8 protein-coding genes, 1 tRNA gene and 4 pseudogenes are annotated in these 13,735 nt (G+C 45.0%); 6 read left to right on the forward strand and 7 right to left on the reverse strand.

Features of this window, described 5'->3' with window-relative positions; all coding sequences use genetic code 11:
- Nucleotides 1-250: 250 nt before the first annotated feature.
- On the forward strand, nucleotides 251-1,651 hold the full coding sequence (locus tag KHO06_RS18085; protein WP_045375895.1) for a tryptophanase: 1,401 nt from the start codon (nucleotides 251-253) through the stop codon (nucleotides 1,649-1,651).
- A 91-nt stretch (nucleotides 1,652-1,742) separates the two neighbouring features.
- Here the strand turns inward: KHO06_RS18085 and KHO06_RS18090 are convergent, their stop codons facing one another.
- From KHO06_RS18090 to KHO06_RS26765, 3 genes are all read right to left on the reverse strand, one after another.
- Nucleotides 1,743-2,354 carry a DUF2913 family protein gene (locus tag KHO06_RS18090; protein WP_005432556.1) on the reverse strand — a complete coding sequence of 204 codons (612 nt, stop codon included), beginning with the start codon at nucleotides 2,352-2,354 and terminating at the stop codon, nucleotides 1,743-1,745.
- Between the two features lie 29 nt (nucleotides 2,355-2,383).
- Nucleotides 2,384-2,467: transfer RNA gene (locus KHO06_RS18095), tRNA-Leu, on the reverse strand.
- Entirely contained in the window at nucleotides 2,432-2,560 is a 129-nt protein-coding gene (locus KHO06_RS26765; protein ID WP_256867211.1) for a hypothetical protein, read from the reverse strand. Before KHO06_RS26765 ends, KHO06_RS18095 begins: the two co-directional genes overlap by 36 nt.
- Before the next feature lie 468 nt (nucleotides 2,561-3,028).
- Between KHO06_RS26765 and KHO06_RS18105 the strand changes: the two genes are divergently transcribed.
- The 3 genes from KHO06_RS18105 to KHO06_RS18115 all read left to right on the forward strand — a co-directional run bounded on the left by KHO06_RS18105 (nucleotide 3,029) and on the right by KHO06_RS18115 (nucleotide 6,652).
- Complete coding sequence (locus tag KHO06_RS18105; RefSeq protein ID WP_005432553.1) at nucleotides 3,029-4,237, forward strand: NupC/NupG family nucleoside CNT transporter; 1,209 nt, start codon at nucleotides 3,029-3,031, stop codon at nucleotides 4,235-4,237.
- 208 nt (nucleotides 4,238-4,445) lie between these two features.
- Nucleotides 4,446-5,720: a sugar phosphate nucleotidyltransferase gene (locus KHO06_RS18110; RefSeq protein ID WP_212583060.1), complete on the forward strand. Its 1,275-nt coding sequence runs from the start codon at nucleotides 4,446-4,448 to the stop codon at nucleotides 5,718-5,720.
- 113 nt (nucleotides 5,721-5,833) lie between these two features.
- A complete protein-coding gene (locus KHO06_RS18115) occupies nucleotides 5,834-6,652 on the forward strand; it encodes a helix-turn-helix transcriptional regulator (protein WP_005432551.1) in 819 nt (272 codons plus the stop codon).
- A 12-nt stretch (nucleotides 6,653-6,664) separates the two neighbouring features.
- On the opposite strand, the pseudogene KHO06_RS18120 reads toward KHO06_RS18115, so the two are convergent.
- Together KHO06_RS18120 and KHO06_RS18125 are read right to left on the reverse strand one after the other, a co-directional pair.
- Nucleotides 6,665-7,751: pseudogene (locus KHO06_RS18120) on the reverse strand (DUF3541 domain-containing protein).
- 69 nt (nucleotides 7,752-7,820) lie between these two features.
- Nucleotides 7,821-8,429: an alpha-ketoglutarate-dependent dioxygenase AlkB gene (locus KHO06_RS18125; protein WP_038890614.1), complete on the reverse strand. Its 609-nt coding sequence runs from the start codon at nucleotides 8,427-8,429 to the stop codon at nucleotides 7,821-7,823.
- A 139-nt stretch (nucleotides 8,430-8,568) separates the two neighbouring features.
- On the opposite strand from KHO06_RS18125, the pseudogene KHO06_RS18130 reads away from it, so the two are divergent.
- Nucleotides 8,569-9,928, forward strand: a pseudogene (locus tag KHO06_RS18130) (diguanylate cyclase).
- 358 nt (nucleotides 9,929-10,286) lie between these two features.
- Here the strand turns inward: KHO06_RS18130 and KHO06_RS18135 are convergent.
- Nucleotides 10,287-11,844 (reverse strand): annotated as a pseudogene (locus tag KHO06_RS18135) (DUF3612 domain-containing protein).
- A 174-nt stretch (nucleotides 11,845-12,018) separates the two neighbouring features.
- Here KHO06_RS18135 and KHO06_RS18140 point away from each other — a divergent pair.
- Nucleotides 12,019-12,597 (forward strand): malate synthase, encoded by a 579-nt coding sequence (locus KHO06_RS18140; RefSeq protein WP_005432536.1) that lies wholly within the window; start codon nucleotides 12,019-12,021, stop codon nucleotides 12,595-12,597.
- A gap of 111 nt (nucleotides 12,598-12,708) precedes the next feature.
- Here the strand turns inward: KHO06_RS18140 and KHO06_RS18145 are convergent.
- A pseudogene (locus tag KHO06_RS18145) lies at nucleotides 12,709-13,723 on the reverse strand (GGDEF domain-containing protein).
- Between the last annotated feature and the right edge of the window lie 12 nt (nucleotides 13,724-13,735).

A 13,735-nucleotide genomic window follows, 5' to 3' on the forward strand; every position in this document is an offset into this window, starting at 1 on the left:
GAAAAGGTCAGAGACATGGGGTTTCTGGCTTTTCTTTTTATCAGGAGGACGAAGACGATGAGAATTAAGGATATTCTCGATAGCCGTTTGGTGCTGTCGTTCTGGTACAACCTAGACTACTGCTTGTCTCTTCTTAGTAAAATCTCTGCGCGTTAATTTCCTCAATGCTTCCGCATTGAAAAGCAATTTATCAGTTTGTTTTTAATCTTACGCTTAAATGCGTAGGGTCATGCGTATAAGGAAATTAACAATGAAACGTATCCCAGAACCGTTCCGTATCAAAATGGTTGAGCCAATCAAAATGACGACCTTGGCTGACCGAGAAGTTGCCCTTAAACAAGCGGGCTTTAACCCATTTCTTCTTCGTAGTGATGATGTTTATATCGACCTGCTGACCGACTCTGGCACTGGTGCTATGAGTGACAATCAGTGGGCCGGCATCATGATGGGTGATGAGTCTTATGCGGGGAGTCGCAACTACTACAACTTGTGTGATGCGGTAGAGCACTTTTTTGGTTACAAGCTCACAGTGCCAGCACACCAAGGCCGTGGCGCGGAGCAAATCTTATTCCCAGCTTTGATTGAGCGTATGCGTCAGGTCCGTGGAGGTGAGACACCAGTGTTCATCTCAAACTACCACTTCGATACTACAGCGGGCCACATTGAACTCAATGGCGGTAAAGCGATTAACGTAGTTACGGAAGAAGCGTTTGATACCACCACGCCATACGACTGGAAGGGGAACTTTGACCTTAATAAGTTGGTGGCAACCATTGAAGAACATGGTTCTCATAACATCTGCGCGATCATCACAACGGTCACGTGTAACAGCTCTGGTGGTCAGCCTGTGTCGATGGAAAACATGCGCAGCGTGTACGAAATCGCAACCAAGTACGACATCCCTGTGGTGATCGATTCGGCTCGCTATTGCGAAAACGCTTACTTTATCAAGCAGCGTGAAGCGGGTTACGAGAACAAGTCGATTCTGGAAATCATCCGTGAGATGTACCAGTACGGTGATATGCTCACCATGTCTGCGAAGAAAGACCCAATGGTGAACATTGGTGGTATGTGTTGTATTCGCGATCACCAAGAGCTATTCCAAGCGGTACAAACACGATGCGTTCCGATGGAAGGCTTTGTGACTTACGGTGGTATGGCGGGTCGTGATATGGAAGCTTTGGCTCGTGGTCTGTATGAAGGTGCGGATGAGGATTACCTTCACTACCGCATTAGCCAAGTGCAATACTTGGGTGAGCGTCTGCGCGAGGGTGGCATTCCAATCCAATACCCAACAGGTGGTCATGCCGTCTTTGTTGATGCGGCTAAGATTCTGCCACATATCCCACCGGAGCAATTCCCTGCACAAGTGTTGTGTAATGCTTTGTACTTAGAGGCGGGAATTCGAGCGGTAGAGATTGGGTCACTGTTGCTTGGTCGCGATCCGGAAACCGGTGAACAAAAAGCTTCAGAACTTGAGTTGATGCGTTTGACCATTCCACGTCGTGTTTACACCAACGATCACATGGATTACATCGCTGATGCGATCATCGAGTTGAAGAACCGTGCTCATGAACTGAAAGGATTGACGTTTGAATACGAACCACCAGTACTTCGTCACTTCACAGCTCGTTTCCGCGAACTGGATTAATAATTCTGTGGGTCGTTAATGACATTGATAAACGTTAATTAAGCAAAAAGCCGCGAATTTCGCGGCTTTTTTGATTCATCTGAGTGTCGTATTACGCCAAATCTAGCGTTATTCGCACAAATTGTTCGTCTTGGTACAGCACTTCGTAATTGAAGGTATTGCTCGCGTATATACTGCCTAGGAACAGAGAGCGTTGACTCATAGGGCCACGGAAAAGCATCGAAATAGGTGCGATTAGGGCGTTATTATCGTCGAAGTGTTGGTTTAAGTTATCAGACAGCACACACAGCAAACAACCGTGTTGGTCGTGAGATAAGTCGACATCTTCAGGACGAGATAGCATTACCGTCGTGCCTAATTTTTTCTCGACTTCGTTGATCAGCAGCAGGTAGCTATCAAGGTGAGGCTGCGGGTTACCAGGTTTATCGGCACCTACACAACGTTCAAGTAAAGCTTCTAAATTGCCATTTTCCCCTTTTGCCTGTTGAGTCAAAGACTTTAATGGCTTTTTAATCAGTTTGTAGCGATTGCTTTTGAGCTTAGGTTTAAGCCACTTTTGCAATAGATCGTTACGTTCTTTAAGGGGAAGCATTCGCGATGATGCGTGGATTTTGAAGTGCAGGTGTAATAAGGCGTGCACCGCGAGTTCGCTAAGTAGTTGGTTAGCGTCAGCGGATTGTTTTGCCTGTTTAGAACTTTGCATTACACTCTAAATTCTTTGAAAGAAAGGAATGGTGCCGAGAGAGGGACTCGAACCCTCACACCTAAGGCACTAGCACCTCATGCTAGCGTGTCTACCAATTTCACCATCTCGGCATCATGATGCTCTGAATACACAGAGGCTTCTGAATGAAGCGTTCCAAATTGTATATCCAAAATCCATAGATTGGCGAGAGTAAAATTGCTCATTTTTGGTCTTTGGTGTTCAACTGAACATTTATTGTTCGCTTTTGGCAGTTTTACCATTACTTGTCCTCTCAATACCCCTATTTTCCCTACAAGTATGACCACAAAATGGCATCTTTGCTTAAATAATAAACGCTTGAACGTTTGCGTAAATAAATGTGATGAAACTCTCGTTTTGATGGCTATACTTGCGACCCGTTTAAGCGGGAATTAGGGTTCGTTGTTCAGGACCCTTACCCATACAAGCCGTCACATGGAGCGGGATGAGTCGAGAACTCTCCAGCAGTGAATGACCCCACGGACCGGACCAGCTACGTTCAATTGCTTGTATAAGGTAAAAATAAGATGTCGAACTATCCGTTCTTCCTCCAATCTGGATCTGCGAGTGCGCTGTCACTCGATGCGTTGTCCCTTTCTTCTGCCAATGCTTTTGGCGTTCCTTTCTTTTTCAACGTTCAGTAGGTCCGATTCATGAGTGTTCTATTTAGTCTATTTGGTATTGTTGCACTGTTAGGTTGTGCGTTCCTGCTGTCAGAGAGCCGTTCTTCAATCAATTGGAAAACCGTGTCTCGTGCATTGCTGCTTCAGATGGGTTTTGCAGCCTTAGTGCTTTACTTCCCATGGGGACAAGCGGCGCTAGCCAGTTTGAGTAATGGGGTTGCAGGGTTATTAAGTTTTGCCGATGAAGGCATCAAATTCCTCTTCGGTGACCTTGCTTCTACAGGCTTCATCTTCGCGGTTCGCGTTCTTCCTATCATCATCTTCTTCAGCGCTCTTATCTCTGCCCTTTACTACTTGGGTATCATGCAAAAAGTGATTCAATTTATCGGTGGTGCAATCCAAAAATTCTTGGGTACCAGCAAAGCAGAATCGCTTGTTGCGACAGGTAACATCTTCCTCTCTCAAGGCGAATCGCCACTTCTTATCCGTCCTTTCTTGCAAAACATGACTCGTTCAGAACTGTTCGCGGTAATGGCAGGTGGTATGGCATCAGTCGCGGGTAGTGTTCTAGGTGGTTACGCAGGTCTAGGTGTAGAGTTGAAATACCTAATCGCAGCGAGCTTCATGGCAGCACCAGGTAGCTTGTTGATGGCAAAAATTATTGTGCCAGAGCGTCAAACACCAAGTGATTACAACAACATCGAGTTGGATAAGTCTGAAGAGAGCAACGTGATCGACGCGCTAGCAAGTGGTGCGATGGGCGGTATGAAAGTCGCGGTTGCGGTAGGTACAATGCTGATCGCGTTCGTGAGTGTGATTGCAATGGTGAACACGGGTCTGGAAAACCTAGGCGAAATGTTCGGCTTTGCGGGTATCACACTACAAGCCATCTTTGGTTACCTATTTGCCCCTCTCGCTTGGTTAATCGGCGTTCCGGGTCACGAAGTATTAGCGGCAGGCTCTTACATCGGTCAGAAAATCGTAATGAACGAATTCGTGGCATTCATCGATTTCGTCCAACACAAAGCAACGCTGACTGAACATACGCAAGTGATCATCACGTTTGCATTGTGTGGTTTCGCGAACATCGGTTCTATTGCAATTCAACTTGGCTCTATTGGTGTAATGGCACCTGAGCGTCGTAAAGACGTAGCGAACATGGGTCTGAAAGCGGTAGCGGCTGGTACGCTAGCGAACCTAATGAGTGCATGTTTGGCTGGCATCTTTATCTCGCTATAAGGAACGCCACCACATAAACAACCATTCAAAACCCGCCACTCCGGCGGGTTTTATTTTATTAAGCTACCAAATGAGAGGTGAGTTAAATATTGGGTAGGTCATTGCCCGATAATATTCATTATTGAGTAAATTGACACCTCAATTGAATAGTACTTGCGTACGGTTTGCATTTACTTTCTAAATTATTAATAGAATAAGGAAGTTGTACGTGACGTCAAAAATCGTATCGGTGGTATTAACCGATAGAGGTTGGAATGGGCTAGTTCCACTCACTCAAACCTGCTGTAAATCCATCATACCTTTCATAGGTTCTCATCGTTTAATTGATTTTTCGCTAACCAACCTCATTCAAGCAGGGATAAAACGTAATCTCATATTGAGTCGGTTCCACTGCTCGTCTTTAATTGATCATCTAAAGCATGCATGGGGAGACTACAAATCAAGAATCGAAGTGCTTGAGCCAATTTATTCTCAGGCTAAGCAATTACCGGTTTTACGACAAAATTGGACAGATGTCTTATTGCAGCATTTGGATGCCTTTAATCGACCCACTGATGAGCACGTTTTATTGGTTGGTGGCGAGCAAATCCATCGTCATTACATCACTTCTTTACTTCAGTATCATCAAATCCAACGAGCCGAACTTACGTTAGTCGTAGCTCAAGTCCCTGTAGAGCAAGCCTCTCAATATCATGTGGTTGAGCTCGATGAGCAGCGCCAAGTCATTAGTATTCAACACCAACCGCAAACCCCTACAGAAATTCCGAATAAACCGGGCTTTGCAATGGTGCTAACGGAAAACTACCTCTTTCAGCGGCCCGTGTTGGTCAAAGGTCTGTTTAATAATGCCAAGAAGCTTGATGGTAAGCATGACTTGACCAAGGATATCGTCTCTCTGCTTGCTCGTAGAGTGAAAACGGCATTGTTTGACCTTGGCGAGATTGACGAAAAACAAGCACCTACATACTGGCATAACGTTAATAATCTTGATGATTACTGGCGACTGCAGATGATGATGCTGGTGGAACAGAGTGTTGAGGGTAAGAGTGGTATTGATGCACTGTTGAGTCAAAGGGTTGAATCTAAAAGACCAATAGAATATTGCAACATCGAAGAAATCAAAGTTCGCATTAAAGACAGTTACATTGCCTCAGGTTGTCAGATAGAAGGAGCATGCGCGATTCGCTCCGTGATTGGTGAGGAATGTGAGTTAGGCAGAAACAGCATTGTGCATGAATCCATCTTAATGGGGCGCTGTAAAATTGGAGCGAATAGCCGGATTACGCGAACCATTATTGAAGAAGATGTTGAGATCGCCCCAGGCACAGTGATCGGTGAGAAACCAAAAAGAGACAAAGCGCGCTTTGAGATGACTGACGGTGGCTTAATTGTCATTCCAAAGGGCAGCCGCGTTGGTTTTGAGGAAGAAGCCACCCCACTGCATGAAAATTACCCCGAAGGCATTACAGATAACGTCGTGTAATGCAGGTATCTTGAGTTGAAGTGTTATTGACTCACACAATCACAATTTGGTGTCTATTCTAATTATAACTACACATATTTTTCGCAATTATTGGCGCTTGGCTAGGAGAAAAAATGCAGTTCGACCGACTTCAATTTGCCGATGCATTGAAGCATTTCAGGAAAAAATATAAATATTCACAAGACAGTTTAGCGGAGCTGCTTTCTTCTTCGCATCGTGTATTCTCGAGCTTGAATCAAGCAACCTTGAGTCAGTGGGAAAGGCAAAAAATCGAGCCAACGCTACTAAGGCGTCTTGGTATCGCACATTTCTTTCAGCAGCCTTACCACTATGATTCTCAGGAGTTAAAGATCGTTAAAAAAGCCCTGCAACACCCAGTCAATTTTCAAAATTTAAGCACGGTATACGACTATGAAATCACCCACACTGGTCACGTGCCTTTTGATAAGCTGGAAGAGGAAGATAAAGCTTTAGTGATTGATTCTCATCTTCGAATGAACGGGGGAGATATCATCGATACTCTTAATGAGCTTGAGCTTCATCAGCCCAAAATCTATTGTTTTTACTATAGAAAAATGTTGGTAGGGCACGTGGTCTATGAGCAGAAAAACAACTCAATTTATTTGGTGAGTGTGGTCTTTCTTACCAAGTCGATTCGAACTCAAATATTGAATCACATTGCTGGGATCAGCAAAGGCCTTATGGTTTATTTTCCGATCCGAGATCATAGCTTGAACCAGTTTATGGAAGATTGCTTCTTAGAAAGGTGTTGCTCTAGTCACAGCATTACTTTCTATACAGGCACCAGTCGTCAGTTTTTTGAGAATCCGATGATCAAAAGTGTTATGCAGGGGTTCCAAGATTTTCGATTGGTTCGATACGAGCAAATGTTGAAAAGTAAAGCTTTTAAGCCTGCCCACTCGATCCTGTAACCTGCGTTGATATCAGTGCTTTGACACTAACCCATAAGGCAGAGACTCAAACGCGTGAGGCTGGTTTTGTATTGTTGGGGCTTGGTGTACACCTTGCCAATCCAGCAGCATGATGGCCAACACATTGCGGTGTTCACCATATTTCAAGTCGTAGTCCCCTTCCACGGAAGGGATCATCCCTTGCTGCGTATTAATGGCACTTTGGATTGCTTGACGAGTTTTTTTCGACGACTGGGTCACTATCCAACCCCGCAAGGAGAAATGAAATCCCGACCTCGGCAACCACATCCTCTTTAGAGCGCAAAATGATGGTGTCGATATTGTCTCGGAAGTAGTCATAAATCCACTGATGGTCAGCTTCATTCACCTGTTTTTGGTAATACTGCGAATCACCCAAAATAATGTGAGTCATACCGTAGATCTTATTACTGTATTGCTGCGGTGACAGTTTTTTATCTTGGTTGTCTGGGTAGGTCGAGCGAAACGCATCGGTAAATGCATTAACCACATCTTGTTCGCCGAGCTGACGTAGCCAATAGACCTGGTTCGCCAATTGCGCCGCCCAAGCTTCTATCATCTCTGGATCAGTGGCGTAGCGTGCGAAATCGTATCGACGTAAGACACCCCTTAGCGTTTTGTCTTGTTTGTGCTTTAAGCCGTACTCGTCAGCTCTTGCCATTGCTCCAATCAGATCGATGCCTAAGTAGAGGTATTCTGGTTGGTGCTTGGTAACGGTGTAGCGACGTTGGCTCCGTTCATCTTCTTTATCGTGGTAAGTCGCTAAACGTTCTTCTGAGTAGAGAAAAATTTGCTCGGGTGCAGTGACTTCATTGGCAAAATGATTGAGACGGTTCGCGACTTGTGCCATGTCTGTCCATACGGCGGGTAGATACTTGTCATTTAACGTTTGGCGATACATACGAAGGCCGAAATGCCCCTCTCGAAACGCAGGCAAGGTATATAGCTGCGATTCGTACGTATTTTTGATCAACTGTGCGGACTGTGAATAGGTTAAAACTGGTGCCTCTTGAGAGGCTTGCGCCTGAAAAGCCAGTGAACAGGAGAGCAACACGGCTAAGCTGAGAGGTCTGATACGCATAAACACATTCCGATTGAGAGCCAAGATTCAAGCCTAGCACTAATGCTTTTTTGATATGTAATGACTCAGTCAATAGTTGGTCACGATATGGCGGAAAGTCAGATTAATACGCTCGCCTTTTGGTTTTGCCGTTTTAGGAACGGCATGCTTCCAGTGATGTTGTAACTCTCCGGCCATAATGAGCAGAGATCCATGGCTAAGCTCATATTCTAATTGGGTTTTACAATGTAAATTCCTTAGAACAAATCGGCGAGTTTCCCCCAAGTTGATAGAAGCGATTACAGGGTTTCTTCCTAGCTCAGGCTCATTGTCTTGATGCCATCCCATAGAGTCTTGGCCATGACGATAGAGATTCGCTAAGACAGAGTTAAATTTCACCTCAGCAATGGCTTCACTGCGTGTTTTCAGTTCAATCAGTTCCGGTGTCCAAGGGTGAGGAGTCATGGTTAGTCCTGAATAAGTGTAAGCGGCGTCACCATGCCACGCTTGTAGTCGAGGCTGTAATACCGATCGTCCAAACATCATGATGCTTTCTTGTTGCCAAGGTAAGGTTGCGCGAAGCTGCGAAAAGCAGCGATCAGCATCCAAGTGACCGAGAAAGTGAGGATCATAGTAAATCTTCCCTTGTGCTACTTCTTGCCAAAATGAGCTTTTGAATAAATCGCCTTGTACTTGCATCTCACTTTGCCTTTTTGATAGATAAGATTTTTAGATATTTATTACCTTTACGATAGCTATTAGTTATCCTTAAGGTAAGTAAGTATTTTAACAATAATTAAAGAAAACTCTTGGAACGCCGAGAGTTAGTGGGGAACAGATGCAGTACTCATCGAAGAAGCAAGGCTACTTTGCATTGTTCTTCCTCACTTTTTTTTGCCCTATGCGTTGGAGTCATTGAGTTGTTGCACTACAACCAGCTCAACCTTCACCGAGAGCGACTTCAAGTTGAGGCCAAAGAACAACTTTCTATGCTCCGCTCCAATTTGGAAGCGGACCTGATGGCTGACATATACAAAGCTAGCACGCTTGCGACTCTTATTACATTGCTACCGAACCATGAAAACCGCAAGTTAAACATGGCTGCGAATCGTATCCTCAATAAAAGCAATCATATTACGGTAATCGGCATCGCGGAAAATGATGTGGTAAGCCATATCTATCCACGTAGAGGGAACGAGCGTGTTATTGGGCTGGATTACCGAACGGTGCCAGCGCAGTGGGTTCAAATCCAAAAAGCCAAAGACATTCAAGAGATATTCATTGCAGGTCCAGTCGAGCTCGTTCAAGGTGGGCGAGGATTGATTGTTCGTGTGCCTGTATTTCGTGATCCCCCAATAAACAAGGATTACTGGGGTGTGATCAGTGCTGTGATCGACTTTAATGGTTTGCTCCGAGAAACCGGGGTGATGGACTTCTCTTCTCATTATCCGATGATCATTCGTGGTTATGACAGCAGTGGCGAGCTTGGCGATATATTTTTCGGTGAGCCGAAGCCTAGTGGGAAGGTTTACGCCAAAGAGCAAGTGCATTTTCCCTACGGAGGCTGGAGCTTGGCGGTGTATTCCGGTGCGGATTTAGACCAGCAATTACCATGGTACACATTGCAGCTAACGAGATTAGTCGGCTATCCGATTGTTCTTGGATTAAGTATCGCCCTGGTTGTGATTTACCGATTGTATATTGTGGCCGATAACCGAGCACTGCATGATGAACTTACCCAATTGCCCAATCGTCGTTACTTTATGCAGTCTTACAAGCATCAATTTCAGATCGCGAAACGCTATAAAAAGCGCTACAGCTTTGCGCTTGTAAACATCGATCTTGATCGCTTTAAGCATATTAACGATACCTATGGTCATGATGCTGGCGATAAAGTGCTGATCGCTTGTGCTGAGCGGATTAGAAGCAGTTTACGACGTTCGGATATTGTGGCTCGCATGGGAGGAGATGAATTTCTCGTGATTGTCCACAATCCGAAAACGGAAGACAGCATTCATGCTCTAGTGAAAAAGCTTCGTTTTGCCCTGTGCTCGAATCCAGTCATTTATGAACAAGACTTGATTTATCTGAGAACTAGCATTGGGTATGCGATGTTTGATCCTGAAATGACATCACCTCAACAGATGATGAAAATCGCCGATGAACGCATGTATCAGCAAAAACACTACGGTGGATAATCAGTAAAACCATGAATCTAGAGCCCCGCACACTTGCGGGGCCTTTTAATTTTGAATTTCTTTCTTATTAAAACGCCATTTTGCTGACAAAGGGATTAGTAGCAATGCGCATGGTGGCATATTTGCATCAATTTGCATTTTGCAAATGCGATTTGCAAAATGTGTGCTCAATAAAGCACCAATATGCATCAGGATCGAAGAAAAAAGGCGTTTTTAAAAGTTGGCACGCATCGTGCTTTATACAGATTGACCCTTATTAAGCCGAGGGTCACCTAGCCAACTGACGTTGTTAGTGAATACACATTGTTCACAAGTATATACCGCCAATCACCTTTATTGTGATTGGCGTTTTTTCTTTCTAGAGCTCGATAATTTGCGGCTCGTCACCTGAATCCGCTGATTCACCGCACTTGTTATAACAACTTGGTTGTCTTGGACATACGGCTCCTCGTGAACAAATCAATCTTGCTTGGGTTTGAATTCCCCTTTCTATCCAATTGATGTTGAGAATCTTGGCTATCGTGGTGAGATCTTTCTTGATGTGCTGAGGTATAACAGTACTTCCCCCTGAAGAGACACAAAGCGATTTCAGCTCTTCTGCAATGGCAATCGCATCCCCCCCCCTGAGCTGAGATAGCAGGGTTGAGGTCAATACCTGCGCATAGAACGCGGTTGTTGCCCGCTGGGTCGAAGACATTGACTGACTCACAGCAATAGATACGTGGCTCATTACCGACATTAAGAATCGAAATCTGTGCTGAACTGGTGTCCAGCGGTTGTGATAAGCGACGGAACACTGCCCAGTGCTGACATGGGTCGTTGACCTTGCGCATATTACCCCAAGGAAGCGGGATACCATTACCACGATATACAGCTTTGAGTTTACCCGGGCCATAAGCATCAAAGTAATGCCAATGCGGGTAAGGTGATACGACCGTCATTCGGCGCATCGCAACAGAAGGGGAGACGCCCGCTTTTTTGTGTACATCGATTTCATAACCAGATCGGTCGAGCAATTGGCGAAACGGCACTTTTGGACACAGCAGGGCTCCAGCAAAGAAGCTCGATTCAAAATCACGCCACGCTTGTAAAATGTCTTGTGAGTTAAGCTCAGAGTTCGATACTTGCGAGCCGCTTTGCTCCCAGTTGTTCTGATGTCCAATCGACAATACATTACTCATGCCGTCGCTGCTGTGCAGTACACGATGGCCAATGTAAACGGCTAAATCGTATTTCAGGCGTGTTGGGTAGTCGCGCATGCGCTTGTTGAGGTAAATCGTCCCTGGCGCCTCCATAAAAGAGGTGATCAGCTGTTTCGCACTCACGCCAAGCTCATCAATCACATCCTGTGGCGCTCGGTCTACCCAACGAATGTCCAACCCCATGCTTTTAGCAATGTCGATCAGATCTTCCACTGACAAGTTAAGGCGCTTTAGTCCGACTTCTTCAGCGGCTCGCTCTAGATCTGGGAAGTGGTTTTGATGGTTCTCTTGGTGGGCCCGTATCAGCAGATGAGCAAACTGACGCCCAGTGATGCCAGTTTGGGAGAGCATTTCTGGTATTGCGATTTGCAGGATGTCATTGGAGAACAAGAAACTCGGTTCAAGGGCCATTCCATTGATGCCACCACGATTACCTTTATTCGGTGTGATCGCTTCCAGCTCTGGCTCATCATCTAAAAACCATGCAGGCTCTTTTTGGAAAACTTCGGCGATCACTTCCAGCATATCGATACTTGGAACGCGTTTTCCACGCTCGATCATCGATAGGTAAGAAACCGACGGCGCGTACTCAGGATTGATCCTAACGCAACGCGCAGACAAATCTTCCATCGTTAAATGGTTGTTCTTCCTCAGGTTACGAATTTTCGTCCCGAGAAAATGAGATTGGCGGATAAGACTTTTTGACACAGACATTTTGTAAAATTCACATTGTAAAATTTTTGTTGTGAAATTGTAGTCAATAATTCGCTAGTCTACATAATGAGCAGGCAAAGAAATTAACCATCCACTTCACAGAATTGCCTGAAACTTAAACAAGGGTTTTAAGTTTTTACTCTAGGAAGAGTGTTTAAGTGCGAGGAAACGACGATGAATATGCTGAATTTCGATAAAAAAGACATCCAACAACAAGAACGCCCATTTATCGCTGAAGCCGTATTTGCCGTCGAGGCGGTAAGTGCTGAGCAGCAAAGCGAGAAGCAAGTTAAGGCGAAGCAACTACTGGACCGTATGTTCCCACTGGAGAATGGCTCACACCAAGACGTGTCAAGTTATGTGATTGATTACCGTCATGTAATGGCTTACTTCAAAGACGGTACACACAGCGGTCTGAAAAGCCCAAAACATTTTGTAGCGTACACTGGTGAGAAAGAAGATCCGAAATCGATCCTATTTAAAGATGAGTCAGGCAGCCACGTAGAAGTGATGTTTGGCTGTCATAAAGGCACGGGTTGTGTGGAGTTGATGGACATTGATGACATTCAACTGGAAACACGTACTACCTTCAGCCCTGAGCTAATTGGTAATGCACCGACCGCAATGCGTCATTGGATCAGCCTAATTAAAGGTGATAAGAAAGGAAAACCGATGGCGTGCAGTGAAGACAAAGAGTACACCGCGAAAAACGGCGACGACTACTTCCTTAGCTACTGCTACAGCATTGATTAAATGGTTTAGGAAGTATCATTAATAACGAGCCAGCCCAAGAAAGACAAAACCCCAAGTACATGCTTGGGGTTTTGTCTTTTAAAAGGAGCGGTATGAGCTGGCGAGCAAGCTCTACAGCGGCATTACTCGGTTTCGGCCCAGTTGTTTTGCTTCATACAACTGTTTATCAGCCTTATTAACCAAGCTTTCCAACGTATCGCCAACTTCATACTCTGCGACACCAAAAGAAGCGGTAATACTTTGCACTTGGCTGCCCGAACGTTTGTCACGGACACGCAGCTTTTCGATCATTCGGCGTAACGTATCGGCGTATTGACGACCGATGCGCAACGATTTATTCGGTATGATCAAAGCAAACTCTTCGCCACCAAAGCGGTAAGCGCTGATGCCATCACGACAGCTTTGTTGCAGACGACGTGCGATGGCTTTGATAACGGTATCGCCAAACAAGTGGCCGTAATTGTCGTTAAATGCTTTGAAGTGATCAATATCCAGCATAACCAAGGTCATTGCTTGATTGCTGTCGATCAGCATTTGGAGGTCACTGTCGAAAGCACGGCGGTTATACAGATTGGAAAGACCATCGAAAAGAGCGTCTTTTTGTACTTCAGCCAATTGGTTTTTTAGACGAGAAATTTCTTCACTAGCCGTCGTTAGTTGGCTATTTAGAAACTGAGTCGAGTGACGAATTTCACGAGATTCCGCGACGAGCTGACGAACCACATTCATCACTTCTTCAATACTCAGGCTATTATCTTCAACCTTTTCGAGCTTGTTAAAGCTTTTGTCCACCATATCAGAGAAGGAAGAGGTATCCGTAATAGTGTCACTCATCGAGCTAGATACTTCACCCAACAGTACTTCTACGTTGGTTTTGAGTTCTTCTAAACTGGTTTCGGCTTTACTCGCGACGTAGCTGTTGTAGAGCTGCTTGTGCATCGCTGGTGGGCAGACGTCATAATTCTCCAGAACCATATCTAACTCTTGGTTAAGCTCTGGGATGGTTTTGTCTACGTAGGTGTACCACAAGGCGTAGTTTGCTGGTGTCGCTGCTACGTGGTTCTTGATCATTAGTGGTACCGCTTTTTTTTAGATTCGCGGTTGATTTTTTAAATTCGTCGGTCATTTCTGCAATGTG

The organism is Vibrio sp. B1FIG11 (assembly GCF_905175335.1).
GTDB classification, from domain to species: Bacteria; Pseudomonadota; Gammaproteobacteria; order Enterobacterales; family Vibrionaceae; genus Vibrio; species Vibrio campbellii.

Coding starts and splice junctions, on each gene's coding strand:
- KHO06_RS18085 (WP_045375895.1), top strand. CDS start 251: ATGAAACGTATCCCAGAACCGTTCCGTATCAAAATGGTTGAGCCAATC.
- KHO06_RS18090 (WP_005432556.1), bottom strand. CDS start 2,354: ATGCAAAGTTCTAAACAGGCAAAACAATCCGCTGACGCTAACCAACTA.
- KHO06_RS26765 (WP_256867211.1), bottom strand. CDS start 2,560: ATGAGCAATTTTACTCTCGCCAATCTATGGATTTTGGATATACAATTT.
- KHO06_RS18105 (WP_005432553.1), top strand. CDS start 3,029: ATGAGTGTTCTATTTAGTCTATTTGGTATTGTTGCACTGTTAGGTTGT.
- KHO06_RS18115 (WP_005432551.1), top strand. CDS start 5,834: ATGCAGTTCGACCGACTTCAATTTGCCGATGCATTGAAGCATTTCAGG.
- KHO06_RS18125 (WP_038890614.1), bottom strand. CDS start 8,429: ATGCAAGTACAAGGCGATTTATTCAAAAGCTCATTTTGGCAAGAAGTA.
- KHO06_RS18140 (WP_005432536.1), top strand. CDS start 12,019: ATGAATATGCTGAATTTCGATAAAAAAGACATCCAACAACAAGAACGC.